The organism is Saccharomonospora piscinae (assembly GCF_005862235.1).
In the GTDB taxonomy this organism is placed as follows: Bacteria; Actinomycetota; Actinomycetes; order Mycobacteriales; family Pseudonocardiaceae; genus Saccharomonospora; species Saccharomonospora piscinae.
Genome location: NZ_VCEK01000003.1, coordinates 532,965 through 547,230, shown reverse-complemented (window position 1 = coordinate 547,230; position 14,266 = coordinate 532,965). Strand labels below are relative to the sequence as shown.

The 14,266-nt window shown below is 69.8% G+C and carries 12 protein-coding genes; 3 read left to right on the top strand and 9 right to left on the bottom strand.

All coding sequences use genetic code 11. The features are described from left to right. The first annotated feature begins 10 nt into the window (after positions 1–10). Both FFT09_RS13685 and FFT09_RS13680 read left to right on the top strand, forming a co-directional pair. Entirely contained in the window at positions 11–1,504 is a 1,494-nt protein-coding gene (locus tag FFT09_RS13685) for a complex I subunit 4 family protein (RefSeq protein WP_138383203.1), read from the top strand. Positions 1,505–1,518: 14 nt separating this feature from the next. Then, the gene (locus FFT09_RS13680; protein WP_138383202.1) at positions 1,519–2,925 is read left to right on the top strand and encodes an NADH-quinone oxidoreductase subunit N; all 1,407 of its coding nucleotides are present in this window, start codon (positions 1,519–1,521) and stop codon (positions 2,923–2,925) included. 17 nt (positions 2,926–2,942) lie between these two features. Here FFT09_RS13680 and FFT09_RS23305 read toward each other — a convergent pair whose 3' ends face one another. From FFT09_RS23305 to FFT09_RS13670, 3 genes are all read right to left on the bottom strand, one after another. After that, positions 2,943–3,074 carry a putative transporter small subunit gene (locus tag FFT09_RS23305; RefSeq protein WP_210164419.1) on the bottom strand — a complete coding sequence of 44 codons (132 nt, stop codon included), beginning with the start codon at positions 3,072–3,074 and terminating at the stop codon, positions 2,943–2,945. A gap of 34 nt (positions 3,075–3,108) precedes the next feature. Then, positions 3,109–4,722 (bottom strand): sodium:solute symporter family transporter, encoded by a 1,614-nt coding sequence (locus FFT09_RS13675; protein WP_425273063.1) that lies wholly within the window; start codon positions 4,720–4,722, stop codon positions 3,109–3,111. Between the two features lie 487 nt (positions 4,723–5,209). Then, on the bottom strand, positions 5,210–6,133 hold the full coding sequence (locus tag FFT09_RS13670; RefSeq protein WP_138382921.1) for an NADP-dependent oxidoreductase: 924 nt from the start codon (positions 6,131–6,133) through the stop codon (positions 5,210–5,212). Positions 6,134–6,292: 159 nt separating this feature from the next. On the opposite strand from FFT09_RS13670, the gene FFT09_RS13665 reads away from it, so the two are divergent. Next, on the top strand, positions 6,293–7,369 hold the full coding sequence (locus FFT09_RS13665; RefSeq protein WP_138382920.1) for an LLM class flavin-dependent oxidoreductase: 1,077 nt from the start codon (positions 6,293–6,295) through the stop codon (positions 7,367–7,369). On the opposite strand, the gene FFT09_RS13660 is transcribed toward FFT09_RS13665, so the two are convergent. From FFT09_RS13660 to FFT09_RS13635, 6 genes are all read right to left on the bottom strand, one after another. Further along, on the bottom strand, positions 7,366–7,800 hold the full coding sequence (locus FFT09_RS13660) for an SgcJ/EcaC family oxidoreductase (protein ID WP_138382919.1): 435 nt from the start codon (positions 7,798–7,800) through the stop codon (positions 7,366–7,368). The genes FFT09_RS13665 and FFT09_RS13660 overlap by 4 nt on opposite strands. 38 nt (positions 7,801–7,838) lie before the next feature. Beyond that, complete coding sequence (locus FFT09_RS13655) at positions 7,839–8,306, bottom strand: GNAT family N-acetyltransferase (protein WP_425273062.1); 468 nt, start codon at positions 8,304–8,306, stop codon at positions 7,839–7,841. 86 nt (positions 8,307–8,392) lie between these two features. Further along, positions 8,393–9,553, bottom strand: coding sequence for an acyl-CoA dehydrogenase family protein (locus FFT09_RS13650; RefSeq protein ID WP_081191417.1), 1,161 nt, complete (start codon positions 9,551–9,553; stop codon positions 8,393–8,395). After that, positions 9,550–11,535, bottom strand: coding sequence for an ATP-binding protein (locus FFT09_RS13645; RefSeq protein ID WP_138382917.1), 1,986 nt, complete (start codon positions 11,533–11,535; stop codon positions 9,550–9,552). Before FFT09_RS13645 ends, FFT09_RS13650 begins: the two co-directional genes overlap by 4 nt. A 5-nt stretch (positions 11,536–11,540) precedes the next feature. Continuing rightward, positions 11,541–13,154, bottom strand: a complete 1,614-nt coding sequence (locus tag FFT09_RS13640; RefSeq protein ID WP_081191419.1) for a carboxyl transferase domain-containing protein — start codon at positions 13,152–13,154, stop codon at positions 11,541–11,543. Positions 13,155–13,364: 210 nt separating this feature from the next. Continuing rightward, positions 13,365–14,162, bottom strand: coding sequence for an SGNH/GDSL hydrolase family protein (locus FFT09_RS13635; protein ID WP_024874813.1), 798 nt, complete (start codon positions 14,160–14,162; stop codon positions 13,365–13,367). Positions 14,163–14,266: the final 104 nt, after the last annotated feature.

Sequence of the window (14,266 nt, the reverse complement as noted above, 5' to 3'; positions counted from 1 at the left end):
TGAGGTGAGCGTGCTCAGCGTCGTGGTGTTCCTGCCGCTGGTGGCCGCGGCGGTCCTGCTCGCCGTGCCCCGGGTCAGCGACACGGTCGTGCGCCGGACCTGGGTCGCGGTCACCGCCGCCGACCTCGCACTCGTCGGCGCACTGTGGGTGACCTACTCACCCGGCGCGTCCGGGTTCGCCTACGAGGTCGACCTGAGCTGGATCCCGATCGTGGACTCCCGCTACCACCTCGGGGTCGACGGGCTCAGCCTGCCGCTGGTGGCGATGACCGCCGTGCTGTTTCTCGCCTGTGCGATCTACTCGCTGCGGCAGGCCCGTTCGGTGCGCGCGTTCGTGACACTGTTCCTGTTCCTGCAGACGGTGTGCCTCGGCGTGTTCGTCTCGCTGGATCTCATCCTCTTCTTCGTCTTCTTCGACCTGTCCATCGTGGGCATGTACTTCGTGATCGCAGGCTGGGGCCACCGGGACGCGGCACGGGCGGCGCTGAGGTTCTTCCTCTACACCTTCCTCGGCTCGTTGGCTCTGCTGCTCGGTTTCCTCGGCCTCTTCGTCGCCGCCGAGCCGAACACGTTCGACATCGTGCGGCTCACCGAGCAGAACCCCCTCGCGGGCCGAGGGACGTTCGGTGTGCTCGTCCTGCTGGCCATCGTCGTCGGTCTGGCCATCAAGACACCCACCGTGCCGTTTCACACCTGGCTGCCGCCCGCCCACACCGAGGCCCCCACCGCCGGATCGGCGATCCTCGCCGGAGTGCTGCTGAAACTGGGCACCTACGGGTTCGTGCGGATCGCGATGCCGATCCTGCCCGGCACCTGGCGGGACTACGCCGTGGTCATCGTGGTCGTCGGGGTGCTCAGCGTGCTCTACGGTGCCCTGGTCGCGCTGGCACAACGCGACGTCAAGCGGATGATCGCCTACACCTCCGTCAACCACATGGGCTACATCGTCCTCGCGATCGGCGCGGCCGGGCTCCTCACCACCTCCGACGCGCGGGCACAGGACCTCGCCGTCGCCGGGGCGGTGACCCAGATGGTCAGCCACGGACTGATCACCGGTGCGCTGTTCCTGCTCACCGGAGTGCTGTACGAGCGGGGCCGCACCTACGACATGCGCTCCTACGGTGGACTCGCCGCGGGCACGCCGCGCTTCGCCGGGCTCACCGCCGTCGCCGCGTTCGCCTCGCTGGGGCTGCCCGGCTTCTCCGGGTTCATCGCCGAGTTCCAGATCTTCACCGGCTCGCTGCCCGGCGCCCCCGTCGCCACCGCGCTTTCCTTCCTCGGGATCCTGCTCACCGCCGCCCTGTTCCTGCGCGCGTACCAGCGGATCTTTCTCGGCCCACCGCGGTCGGCGGGCCGTGGCGCGGTCGCCGACCTCACCACCGCCGAAACGGTCTCGATCGCGCCGCTGCTGCTGCTCGCCGTGGTGATCGGGCTTTTCCCGAGGTTCCTGCTCGACCTCGTCGAACCCGCCGCCCGCACCCTCGGCACTCTGCTGGACCGGTGAGCCCGGCGATGTCGATGACCCGGGACCTGGCTCTGGTGCTGCCCGAGCTGCTCCTCACCGGTGGTGCCGTGCTCGGCCTCCTGCTGGGCTCCTTCCTGCCCCGGCACCGGCAGTGGCTGGTGCGCCTGGCGGCGGCCGTGGTGTGCGCGGGTGGTCTCGCCGCCACCGTGGCCCGGTGGCCGGAGGAGCGCACGACCGTGTTCGAGGGCGCCTACGCCGTCGACGTGGCCACCGATGCCGCCAGGGTCATCGTGCTGGTCTCGGTACTGCTGGTGCTCGGCCTCGCCGCCGCGGACATCGACGGCAGTCCACGCGAAACCGAGTTCGTCGTGTTGCTCCTGCTCGGCGCGCTCGGAGCCGTCCTGCTCGCGGGAGCGGCGGATTTGCTGCTGCTCGCCGCCGCGTACCTGCTCGCCAGTGTTCCCCTCTACGCGCTGACCGCGTTCGCCAAGGACGCACCCGGCACCGAAGCCGCGATGAAGTACTACCTCATGGGCGCGCTGCTCGGCGTGACGATGCTGTTCGGCCTGCTGACCCTGTTCGGCACCGGCCGCGCGACCGCCTACGCCGGGCTGGCCGACACCCTGCCCTCGGCACCGGGTGCCGCTGTCGCGATCGGCGCCGTCCTGTTCCTGGCGGGCCCGCTGTTCAAGGCGGGCGCCGTCCCCACGCACTTCTGGATCCCCGACGCGGCCGAAGGCGCCCGCGCCCCGGTGGCCGCCCTCCTAACCACCATCCCCAAGATCGGCGCCGTCGTGGCCGTCTTCCGGTTCGCCGACACCGCCCTCGCGCCGACGACGGTGGACTGGCGGCTGCTCATCGCGGTGCTCGCCGCGCTCACGATGACACTGGGCAACCTGGCCGCCTTCTTCCAGGACAACGTCCGGCGGCTGCTGGCCTACTCCACGATCAGCCAGGTCGGCTACCTGCTGATGGCTGTCGCCGCCGCGGGCCGTACCACGCTCGCCCTCACCGGCCTGCTGCTCTACCTCGCCGCCTACGCCGTCACCAACCTCGGTGCGTTCGCCGTGGTCGCCGCGCTCCCCCGCGCCACGACGCTCGCCGACTACCGGGGGCTCCTGCGGGCGAACCGGTGGCTCGCCCTGGCCCTCGTCGTCTGCCTGCTCGGCCTGGTCGGCACACCGCCCACCGGTGTGTTCGCGGGCAAGCTCACCGTCTTCACCGCCGCCCTCGACGCGGGCCTCGCCTGGCTAGTCGTCGTGGCCGTCGTCAACACGGTCGCCAGCCTGTTCTACTACCTGCGCTGGATCACACCCGCGGTGCGGGCCGAACCGGCGAGCAACGATCGGCCCAGCCGGTGGCCGCTCGGCATCGCCTACCTCGCCGCGGCGGTGTCGCTCGCGATCGGCCCGCTGGCGGGACCACTGCTCACCGCCTTCGACACCGGCCTCGCCCGCTGACACCGCCGCGGGCGTGCTCAGACGACCGTCGTCCCGCCCTCCTTCGCCTTGCCGTAGTCCCTGATGACTCCTCGGGTGAGCACGGCGAGGACGACCGCCGTAAGCAGCGGCCACACCAGGATGTAAGCCGTCACGATCAGGGTTTCCATGGTTTCCTGCCTCCTGTCGGAACCGTTCTGCCGATCATTGGCGCGCCGTGACCGGGTCGTCGCCCTGCTCCGTGTCCCGGCCACCCGCGTGCTGGAACGCGGTCACGCGCTGGCCCAGCAACGCGAAGTCGAACCGCTCGGTGCTCCGCAGGCTGATCAGCACACAGGTCACCGCGCTGGCGCCATAGGCGACCAGCGACCCGAGCAACGTGGGGTAGTCGCGGAGGAAGCCGAGTACCAGCGGCGCGAACCCGAGTCCGCTCGCCACCGCCACCCCCAGGCCGGCATTCCTGCCGAGGAAGCCGAACGTCATCAGGCCGAAGACCACCGCGATCCCCGCCGCCGCGGCGAGTTCCAGCACCACGGCGACCACGCCGGTGAGCGCCAGCAATTCGAAGCGCGCCACCAGGAAGAAGCCGGTCCCGACCAGCGCTGCGACGGTGAACGCGACGTTGGTGATCCGGTTCCAGTACATGCTGACGATGACCGGGAACACCAGTGCGCCCCACAGTCCTCCCACGAACACGAGCAGATCCAGGATGTCGAAGTTCGAGACGGCGAACATGACTCCGAGGGCCGTGGCGCCCACCATCGTCACCCGTCCCCAGAGGAGCATCGTGGCGGGGTTGACGTTGCGACCCGCGACGTTGCGACCGTAGATGTCGGTCATCACCAGCGACGACAGTGCCGCGAGATCGGAGTCCGCTGTGGACGACAACGAGCCGATCACCATGATGAACAGCAGACCGATCATTACGGCGGGAAGGTACTCGGACGCCATCTGCGGGATGATGTTGTTCATGTCGCCGTCCAGCGGGCGGATGCCGACCATGACCGCGAGCAACCCCAGCATGCCGAGGCCGATCACGGTGCCGCCGTAGCCGAGGGTCGCGGTCACGAACGTCGCCTTGATCTTGTCCTGCCGCACGGCGAAGAGACGCTGCGCGATGGTCTGGTTACCGATGGCGTAGGCGAGCACGGCCGCGAGGTACGGGCCGCCCTGCTCCAGGAACGCGGTCAGGGAGAAGAAGTCCGCCTGCTCCGACGTCAGCGAGCGAAGTCCGTCACCCAGCATGCTCGGACCACCGGCGGCGAAGAAGATCATCGGAATGATGAGCGCCGCGGCGAGCATCAGCGCCACCAGCTGCGCAAAGTCGGTCAGCACCGAGGCACGGAAACCGGACCACAGCGTGTAGGTGAGCACGCCGACGGCGACGGCCAGCACCCCATGCAGAAAGTCGAACGGCGTCAGCACGGCCACGAGCGCACCGGCTGCGGTGAAATTGGCGGTCAGGCTGATCACGCTGCCGACGATGTTGGAGAAGGCGAGAATCAACTGGCTCGACCTGCCGTGCCGAGCGTGCATCACCTCGGCGAGCGTATGCGCCTTCGGGGCCACCTCACGAAACCGTCTCCCGAAAGGGTAGATACACAGAATCATCAGTGCGCCCCAGAGCCCATAATGAATGGGGCCGGACAGTCCGTAGGTGTAGCCGGAGCTGGCACTCGCGTAGAAGGACGCGGCCCAGACCCAGGTGGCGGTCATGCTCGCAGCCGAGATCCCGAACCCCACCGCGTTGTTCGAGACCATGAACCCGTCGACGTTCTCTTTCTTTTTTCGGATCGTCCGAGTCAAGAGATACGTCAACCCATAAAATCCGACCAGCAAGAGAACGGTCGTCGTCGCACTCAGCTGAAACAACTGAAATCTCCGTGACCTCTATCGATTTTTCCCTCCCCGAAGGGAGGCGGTTGGAGATTATCTTTAGTTGGTTATCCAGCTAACTGGAACCGGTTAGTAACAAAGAACACACAGTGTGCGGTGACCAGAATCACCAATTCCGTGTTCTCTCATTCCGGATTTCGGTCTCCGCGCCTACTGTGCGTCGGCGACCGCGCAGGTAGAGCCGACGGAGGACCTGGCCGCACGCTCCAGGGACCGTACGGGTGAGGCCGGACACCCTGCCCCCGGCGGGCCGAGGCGGGGCCGGTCGTGCCGACGCCCTGGACGCCGCTGCCGTTGCACGAGTGACCGTGTCTCGGCTACGCGAACCGCGGACACGTCTACCCAAGGTGCGGACACGGCTACGCAGCCTGCGGACACGGCTACACAGGCTGCGGACACGGGTGTCCGCTCAGGCCACCGTGAGGACGATCTTGCCGCGCGTGCGGCCCTCCTGGCTCACGCGCCACGCCTCGGCGGCTTCCTCCAGGGGGAACGCCCGGTCGACGGTCACGGCGAGGGTGCCGTCGTCGGCCAGCCGCGACAGCTCCGTGAGGTCGGCGGCGTTCGGCCGCACCCACATGTTCACCCCACCGACCTCCTCCGCCCTCGGGTCGGCCACCGAGACCAGTCGCGACGCCTCCCGCAGCAGCTCGTGGGAGGCGTCCACGGACTCACCTCCGACGCCGTCGACAGCGGCGTCGACGCCACCCGGCGCGAGGCTCCGCACGCGCTCGACCAGCCCCTCGCCGTAGGTGACGGGCTCGGCGCCGAGCCCGCGCAGGAAGTCGTGATTGCGCTCGGACGCGGTGCCGATCACGCGCGCACCGCGCGCGACGGCGAGCTGGGTGGCGAACGCGCCGACTCCGCCGGCGGCGGCATGGACGACGACCGTGTCGCCGTCGCCGACCCGAGCCCGGTCGAGTGCCTGGTACGCGGTGAGCCCGGCCAGCGGCAGCCCGGCGGCCCGCGACCAGTCCAGCGAGGCGGGTTTGCGGGCGATCAGCCGCACGTTCGCGGCCACCAGCTCGGCGTAGGTGCCCAGCGACACCCAGTCCTTGCGCGCGTAGCCGATCACCTCGTCGCCCACCCGGTAGTCGTGGACGTCCAGCCCCACGGCTTCCACGACGCCCGCGACATCCCAGCCCGGAGTGATCGGGAACTGGACCTCCATCAGGGGGTCGAGGTATCCCGCGCCGATTTTCCAGTCCACCGGGTTCACGCCCGCCGCCCTGACCCGGATGAGGACCTCGCCGGGAGCCACCTTCGGGTCCGGCCGCTCCCCCACCGTCAGAACCTCGGGACCGCCGTATCGCTGCTGAATGATCGCCTTCATATCCCCGGCAACGAGACCTCGCGCGGCCGCTATTCCGGGCGGTGTCACATGGCACCGTGGTGGGTGAGGGCGTTCGGCCCGAGTCCCGGGAACAGCCACGCCCGCCCACGCGTTACAGTGGTAGTTGAACGGACAACTACTTCGAGTGTGGTGACCAGCATGCAGTTCGGGATCTTCACCGTCGGCGACGTGACGCCCGACCCCACGACGGGGCGGACGCCGACCGAACGCGAGCGCATCAAGGCGATGGTGGCGATCGCGTTGAAGGCCGAGGAGATCGGCCTCGACGTCTTCGCCACCGGCGAGCACCACAACCCGCCGTTCGTGCCGTCGTCGCCGACCACCATGCTCGGCTACGTCGCCGCCCGCACGGAGCGGTTGATCCTGTCCACCTCGACGACTCTGATCACCACGAACGACCCGGTGAAGATCGCCGAGGACTTCGCGATGCTCCAGCACCTCGCCGACGGCCGCGTCGACCTGATGCTCGGACGCGGCAACACGCCGCCGGTGTATCCGTGGTTCGGGCAGGACATCCGCCAGGGAATCCCGCTGGCCGTGGAGAACTACGCGCTGCTGCACGAGCTGTGGCGCTCCGATGTCGTCGACTGGCAGGGCCGGTTCCGCACCCCGCTGGAGGGGTTCACGTCCACGCCCCGGCCGCTCGACGGTGTGCCGCCGTTCGTCTGGCACGGCTCCATCCGCAGCCCGCAGATCGCGGAGCAGGCCGCCTTCTACGGCGACGGCTTCTTCCACAACCACATCTTCTGGCCCCCCGAGCACACCGAGCGCATGGTGAGTCTCTACCGCGAGCGCTTCGCGCACCACGGCCACGGCGAACCCCACCAGGCGATCGTCGGTCTCGGTGGCCAGGTGTTCATGCGCCGGAACTCCCAGGACGCCGTGCGCGAGTTCCGGCCCTACTTCGACCACGCGCCCGTCTACGGCGGCGGCCCCTCACTGGAGGACTTCAGCGAGCAGACCCCGCTGACGGTCGGTAGCCCGCAGCAGGTCATCGACCGCACTCTGAGCTTTCGGGACTACGTCGGCGACTACCAGCGACAACTGTTCCTCGTCGATCACGCGGGACTGCCGCTGGCAACCGTGCTGGAACAGCTCGACCTGCTCGGCGAGATTCTGCCGGTGCTGCGCAAGGAGTTCGACGCGCGCCGCGCACCGGGCGTGCCGGACGCACCGACACACGAGTCACTGCGGGCGGCGGCGACGAACTCCTAGACCGGGCTCGGCACGAGCGTGTTCTGCCGCGCGACCGTCCACCAGTGACCATCCTGTTTCACCAGGACGTACAGCACGATCATGACGTGTTCCTGGCCGAGCGGGGTGCCGTCGGCCCGCGCCTCCCGCGCACCCTTGTAGGCGAGGGCGACACCGGGGCTGACGAACCGCACGTCCAGCACGTCGTAGCTCGCGTACTGGTCGCGCAGGAAACCCGCCAGCCCCGCTCTGGTGTTCTCGACGATGGCCTCCCGCCCCGACAGGATCATGCCCATCGCGTTCACCACCGTGGCGTTGCCGGCGAAGGGCGCGGTCAGCAGCTCGGCGTCGTTGGTGTTGTAGGCGGTCTCGGCGTCGGCGATGATCTGCCGGATGGCCTCGACGTCGCCGGCCTCGGCAGCGAGGTCGATGGTTGGTGGTGTCGTCCGCATGCCGCCATCCTGCGACCTCCAGCGCGCTGGAGGTCAACTCACGCGGCGACGAAGGATTCGCGATCCTCGAACACCTGGCCGGTCCAGCCCCTCACCTCGAACGTCTCGGTCGGCGTGAAGCCCTGACCCCGGTAGTACGCGACCAGCCTGCCGTCGCCGCCCGCCCAGCAGTCCACCCGCAGCAGCGAGCGGCCCCGGCGCCGGGTCTCCTCGCGCGCCTCGCGGAGCAGCCACGCTCCCACGCCACGGCCCGTGTGGACGCGGGACGTGATCAGCAGGTCGATGTAGACCTCCGGCTCGGTCACCGGCGGAATGTGCTCGGGAGGGTGGTCGGCGAAGATCGACGCACCCGCGACCTCCCCGCCGACCTCCGCGATCACCAGACCGGGGTGTTCGGCCATGCCACTCACGCGCGCCACTCGCTGCTCGTCCTCGGACCAGGGCGTCGAGCCCCACTGCCCGGCACGACCCCGTTCGGCCAGCCAGCGCACCGCGCCGTCGAACATCGCCAGCAGCGCGTCGGCGTCGGACGGCCTGCCCGGCCGGATCTCGATCGTGTCCACGTCGGCGACGGTATCGCTCGCGGGCTCGCTCACGCCGGGGTCAGCCCCAGTTCCCGCGCGATCAGCATGCGCTGGACCTCGCTCGTGCCCTCGCCGATCTCCAGGATCTTCGCGTCCCGGTAGAAGCGGCCCACGGGGAACTCGTTCATGAAGCCGTACCCGCCGAAGATCTGCGTGGCGTCCCGGGCGTTGTCCATCGCGGCGTTGGAGGCCGCGAGCTTGGCGATGGCCGCCTCCTTCTTGAACCGCTCGCCGCGCAGCAGCTTCGAGGCGGCCTGGTAGTAGGCCAGCCGCGCGGTGTGGGTGCGCAGCTCCATGTCGGCGAGCTTGAACTGGATGGTCTGGTACTCACCGATCCGGTGGCCGAACGCCTCGCGCTCGGAGACGTAGCGCAGGCACTCGTCGACGCAGCCCTGCGCCAGCCCCACCGACAGCGCGGCGATGGCGATGCGACCCTCGTCCAGAGTGGACAGGAACTGCGCGTAACCGCGACCGCGCTGCCCGAGCAGGTTCTCCTCCGGCACGCGGCAGCCGTCGAAGCTGAGCCCGTGGGTGTCCGAGGCGTTCCAGCCGACCTTGGAGTACTGCGGTTCCACCGTGAAACCCACGGTGCCCGACGGGACGACGATCGCGGAGATCTCCTTGCGGCCGTCGGGCTTCTGCCCGGTCACGGCGGTGACGGTGACGAGCCGCGTGATGTCGGTGCCGGAGTTGGTGATGAACGACTTGCTGCCGTTGAGGACCCACTCGCCGCCGTCGAGCGCGGCCGTGGTGCGCGTGGCGCCCGCGTCGGAGCCCCCGCCCGGCTCGGTGAGACCGAACGCGCCGAGTGCCCTGCCCTCGCACAGTTCCGGCAGCCAGCGGCGTTTCTGCTCCTCGGTGCCGAACCGGAAGATCGGCATGGCACCCAGCGAGACCCCGGCCTCCAGCGTGATCGCCACGGACGAGTCCACGCGCGCCAGTTCCTCCAGCGCCAGGCACAGCGCGAAGTAGTCCCCACCCATGCCCCCGTACTCCTCCGGGAACGGCAGGCCGAACAGGCCCATCGAGCCCATGCGCGCGACGAGCTCGTACGGGAAGCGCTCCTGCTCGTAGTACTCGCCGATCACCGGTGCCACCTCGGAGCGCGCGAAGTCGCGCACGGTGGTGCGCAGGTCCTCGTACTCCTCGTCCAGCCTGAAATCGATCATGATGTGCCTTCTTCCGGGGTCACCAGTGCCAGGGGTTCGTCCAGCGCGACCTGTTGGCCTGCGCGCACGTCGATCCTGCTCACGACGCCGTCGATCGGCGCCGTGATCGTGTGCTCCATCTTCATGGCCTCGACGACGAGCAGCGGGGTTCCCGCCGCCACCTTCTCGCCCGCCTCGGCCTTCACCAGCAGAACCGTGCCCGGCATCGGGCTCGTGACCGGCCCGCCGGCCACCGACTCGGCGTGCGAGGCCAGCAGGTTCGGCCGCTCACTCACGGGCACGGCACGGCCGTCCCGCGCGTACCAGACGGTGCCGTCGGGTGCCTGCGCACGGCGGTAGCGGAGGGACTGTCCCGCGACACGCACGGTCAGCGCGTTCTCCGCGTCCCGAGCCGCCGCCACGGGCAGCGGCTCGCCGCCGTCCACCGTGACCCGCGCGCCGGAGGGCGGCCCGTCGACGCGGACCAGCATCTCGTCGCCTCCCACGCGCAGCCGCATCGTCACCCCGGCGCTGCCGCCGGGGCGCCAGCCGCTCGGCACGTCCCACGGGTCCACCACGGGAGTACGCGGCCACAGCTCCAGCACGCGGTCGAGCGCCGCCGCCACGGCGAACTCGTCCGGCCGCACCCCGGCCACGAGCGCCGACAGCTCCCGCTCCACGAGTCCGGTGTCCAGCCGCCCAGCGACGACGTCGGGATGCCGCACCAGCGCGCGCAGGAACGGCACGTTGGTCGGTACCCCCAGCACGGTGGTGTCGGCCAGCGCGCGGTCGAGCCGGCGCAGCGCCGACGCGCGGTCCGGGCCCCACGCGATCACCTTCGAAAGCATCGGGTCGTAGTGCGAGGCCACCACGGTGCCGGGCCGCAGCCCGGAATCGACCCGCACGTGCTCACCGGTCGGCTCGTGCAGGCCGAGCACCGTGCCTCCGGTGGGCACGAAGTCGCGCGCCGGGTCCTCCGCGTAGACGCGGGCCTCCACGGCGTGCCCGGTCAGCCGCACGTCGTCCTGGACGAGCGCGAGCCGCTCGCCCGCCGCGACCCACAGCTGCCACTCCACGAGGTCGAGGCCGGTCACCAGCTCGGTCACCGGATGCTCCACCTGGAGGCGCGTGTTCATCTCCAGGAAGAAGAACTCCCCTGGCGCCGCCGAGGACACGATGAACTCCACCGTGCCCGCGCCGACATAGCCCACCGAGCGTGCGGCCTCCGCCGCGGCGGCCCCCATCCTGGCCCGCGTGGCCTCGTCGAGCAGCACCGACGGCGCCTCCTCGACGATCTTCTGGTGCCTGCGCTGGAGGCTGCACTCCCGCTCGCCGAGGTGCAGGACCGTGCCGTGGGCGTCGGCGAGCACCTGGATCTCGATGTGCCTCGGGTCGGCCACGAACCGCTCGACCAGCAGCCGGTCGTCGCCGAACGCGCCCCGCGCTTCCCGCTGCGCGGACTCCACCGCCGGGGCCAGCTCACCGGGCTCGTGTACCAGCCGCATGCCCTTACCGCCGCCGCCAGCGGAGGGTTTCAGCAGCACCGGGTAGCCCACCCGCTCGGCCGCGGCGGCCACCGAATCCACATCGGACACGTCGTTGGCCCCCGGCACCACCGGCACCCCGGCCGCCGCGACCGTCTCCTTCGCCCGGATCTTGTCGCCCATCGCCTCGATGGCCGCCACGGGCGGGCCGACGAACACCAGCCCGGCCCGCTCGCACTCCTGCGCGAACGCGGAATTCTCCGAGAGAAAGCCGTAGCCGGGATGGACTGCCTGTGCGCCGGTCGCCACCGCGGCGGCGACGACGTCCGGCACGGAGAGGTAGCTGCGTGCCGCGTCGGCGGGCCCGAGCCGGTAGGCGACGTCGGCCTCGGCGACGTGGCGCGAGTCGGCGTCGGCGTCACTGTGGACGGCGACCGACCGGATACCCAGCGCCCGCAGGGTCCGGATCACCCGCACGGCGATCTCGCCCCGGTTGGCCACGAGCACGGTGTCGAACATGTTCCTCACATCCTGAAGACGCCGTAGTTCACCGGCTCCAGCGGCGCGTTCGCCGACGCCGACAGCGCCAGCCCCAGCACCGTGCGCGTGTCCCGGGGATCGATCACGCCGTCGTCCCACAGCCGGGCCGTGGAGTAGTACGGATTGCCCTGACTCTCGTACTGGTCCCGGATCGGCTCCTTGAACGACTCCTCGTCCTCGTCCGACCACTGTTGACCCCGGGCTTCGAGACCGTCCCTGCGCACCGTCGCCAGCACCGAGGCCGCCTGCTCACCGCCCATCACCGAGATCCGCGCGTTCGGCCACATCCAGAGAAAGCGCGGCGAGTACGCCCGGCCGCACATCGAGTAGTTACCCGCACCGAACGAACCGCCGATGACCACGGTGAACTTCGGCACCCTCGCGCACGCCACCGCCGTGACCATCTTCGCGCCGTGCTTGGCGATCCCGCCCGCCTCGTAGTCGCGGCCCACCATGAAACCCGTGATGTTCTGCAGGAACAGCAGCGGTATCGAACGGCGGTCACACAGCTCGATGAAGTGCGCGCCCTTCATGGCCGACTCCGCGAACAGCACCCCGTTGTTCGCCACGATCCCCACCGGGTGACCGTGAACTCGCGCGAAGCCGGTGACCAGCGTCGCGCCGTACTCCTTCTTGAACTCGGCGAAGCGGCTGCCGTCGGTGATGCGGGCGATGACCTCCCGCACGTCGTACGGTGTGCGCGAGTCGGCGGGCACCACGCCGTAGAGCTCGTCCGGGTCCACCACGGGTTCCTCGGTGGGCGTCACGTCCCACGGCCTCGGCTGCCTCGGGCCCAGTGTCGAGACGATCGAACGCAGGATGCGCAGCGCGTCGGCGTCGTCGGCCGCGAGGTGGTCGGTCACCCCGGATGCCCGCGCGTGGACATCGCCGCCGCCCAGTTCCTCGGCCGTCACGACCTCGCCGGTCGCGGCCTTCACCAGCGGCGGGCCGCCGAGGAAGATCGTGCCCTGGTTGCGCACGATCACGGCCTCGTCGCTCATGGCCGGGACGTACGCGCCGCCCGCGGTGCAGGACCCCAGCACCGCCGCGAGCTGCGGAATGCCCCGCGCCGACATCGTGGCCTGGTTGTAGAAGATGCGGCCGAAGTGCTCACGGTCGGGGAACACCTCGTCCTGGCGCGGCAGGAAGGCCCCGCCCGAATCCACGAGGTAGAGGCACGGGAGGTTGTTGTGCAGCGCGACCTCCTGCGCGCGCAGGTGCTTCTTGACCGTCATGGGGTAGTACGTGCCGCCCTTGACGGTGGCGTCGTTCGCGACGATGACGCACTCGCGACCCGACACCCGGCCGATGCCGGTGATGATGCCCGCGCTCGGCGCCTCGTCGTCGTAGAGGCCGGTTGCGGCCAGCGGCGAGAGTTCCAGCAGCGGCGACCCCGGGTCCAGCAGCGCGTCGACGCGGTCGCGGGGTAGCAGCTTGCCCCGCTCGACGTGCTTGGTGCGGGCCTTCTCCGGCCCGCCCCTGCGCACGACGGCGAGCCGCGCGCGCAGGTCCTCCACCAGCTCGGAGTGGTGAGCGACATTGCGCGCGTAGGACTCACCGCGGGTGTCGGCGGCACTGGCGAGAGCAGGAGTGTCCATCACACCACCAAGTTAGCAGTCGTTAACAACACCCGAATGTTAGCGCCCACTAACCTCCCTGTCCAGAGCCGTGTCCGCAGGCTGCGTAGCCGTGTCCGCAGGTTGCGTAGCCGTGTCCGCATCGCGCGGTGCGGACACGGCTACCCAGGCTGCGGACACGGCAACGGCCGCCGACCCTGGGGCCGGCGGCCGTTCGACACTCGCGTTGAGTCAGCCGGTGACGCTCTCCAGCGCGGGGAGGTAGCCGTAGCGCTGCCCGTTCGCGGTCGGGTGGTACGACTCGACGACCGGCCAGGTGAGGCTGTGCAGCCACCACTCGCCGCTCGCGCAGATCTCGTGGTTATTGAAGGGACCACGCATGTCGACGAACGTCAGCCCGTGCGCCGCCGCCCGGTCGGCGGTCACCTGCGCGAGCGTGTCGGCACCCGAGTTGATGGCCGAGCGCTTGGTGTCGCTCAGCCCGACACTGCACGAACCGCCGATCTCGTAGAAGCGCGGGTAGCCCAGCACCACGATCTGCGCGTTCGGCGCGCGGCTGGTCAGCGTGCTGTACACGTCGTCGAGCCTGCCGGGCAGCGTGCTGGTGGCGAACTGCTTGGCCTCCTCGACGCGGGACACACACCCGCTGTTCGTACTGAGGGTGCAGTCGACCATGACGTCGGCGAACCCGGCGTCGTTGCCGCCCACCGAGACCGTGATGAACGTGGTGCTCGCGTCCACGGCGGACGCCTGACTGAGGACGTCGGCCGTCTTGGCCCCGGAACAGGCGACGAAGTCGAAACTGGACACGGAGTGGGAGTTGGCCCACAGCTCGGGATAGGCGTTGGCGCTGCGCATGCAGTCGCCGGAGCTGCCGTACGACCCGGCGCCGACGCCGGAGGAGTAGGAGTCACCGAGGGCGACGTAGTTCTCGGCGGCGGGCGCGGCGACTGCCGTGACGGCCCCGCCCCCCAGCGCGAAAACGAACGCCAGTAATACAGAGAGGTACCGTCGAGCCCGCACCGTCATGGCGCAACCTTTCGTCAGTGAATGGCCGCACAGATGATTACCAGGTAAAGTTGTCACTGGAAAGCGCGCGAACCCGACATAACCCGTCTGGATCACACCGGAAG

What these genes read in the sequence shown, in the direction of transcription:
- FFT09_RS13680 (WP_138383202.1), top strand. Translation starts at nt 1,519, where the DNA reads ATGACCCGGGACCTGGCTCTGGTGCTGCCCGAGCTGCTCCTCACCGGT.
- FFT09_RS23305 (WP_210164419.1), bottom strand. Translation starts at nt 3,074, where the DNA reads ATGGAAACCCTGATCGTGACGGCTTACATCCTGGTGTGGCCGCTGCTT.
- FFT09_RS13670 (WP_138382921.1), bottom strand. Translation starts at nt 6,133, where the DNA reads ATGAAGGCGATCATTCAGCAGCGATACGGCGGTCCCGAGGTTCTGACG.
- FFT09_RS13665 (WP_138382920.1), top strand. Translation starts at nt 6,293, where the DNA reads ATGCAGTTCGGGATCTTCACCGTCGGCGACGTGACGCCCGACCCCACG.
- FFT09_RS13660 (WP_138382919.1), bottom strand. Translation starts at nt 7,800, where the DNA reads ATGCGGACGACACCACCAACCATCGACCTCGCTGCCGAGGCCGGCGAC.
- FFT09_RS13655 (WP_425273062.1), bottom strand. Translation starts at nt 8,306, where the DNA reads ATGTTCGACGGCGCGGTGCGCTGGCTGGCCGAACGGGGTCGTGCCGGG.
- FFT09_RS13650 (WP_081191417.1), bottom strand. Translation starts at nt 9,553, where the DNA reads ATGATCGATTTCAGGCTGGACGAGGAGTACGAGGACCTGCGCACCACC.
- FFT09_RS13645 (WP_138382917.1), bottom strand. Translation starts at nt 11,535, where the DNA reads ATGTTCGACACCGTGCTCGTGGCCAACCGGGGCGAGATCGCCGTGCGG.
- FFT09_RS13640 (WP_081191419.1), bottom strand. Translation starts at nt 13,154, where the DNA reads ATGGACACTCCTGCTCTCGCCAGTGCCGCCGACACCCGCGGTGAGTCC.
- FFT09_RS13635 (WP_024874813.1), bottom strand. Translation starts at nt 14,162, where the DNA reads ATGACGGTGCGGGCTCGACGGTACCTCTCTGTATTACTGGCGTTCGTT.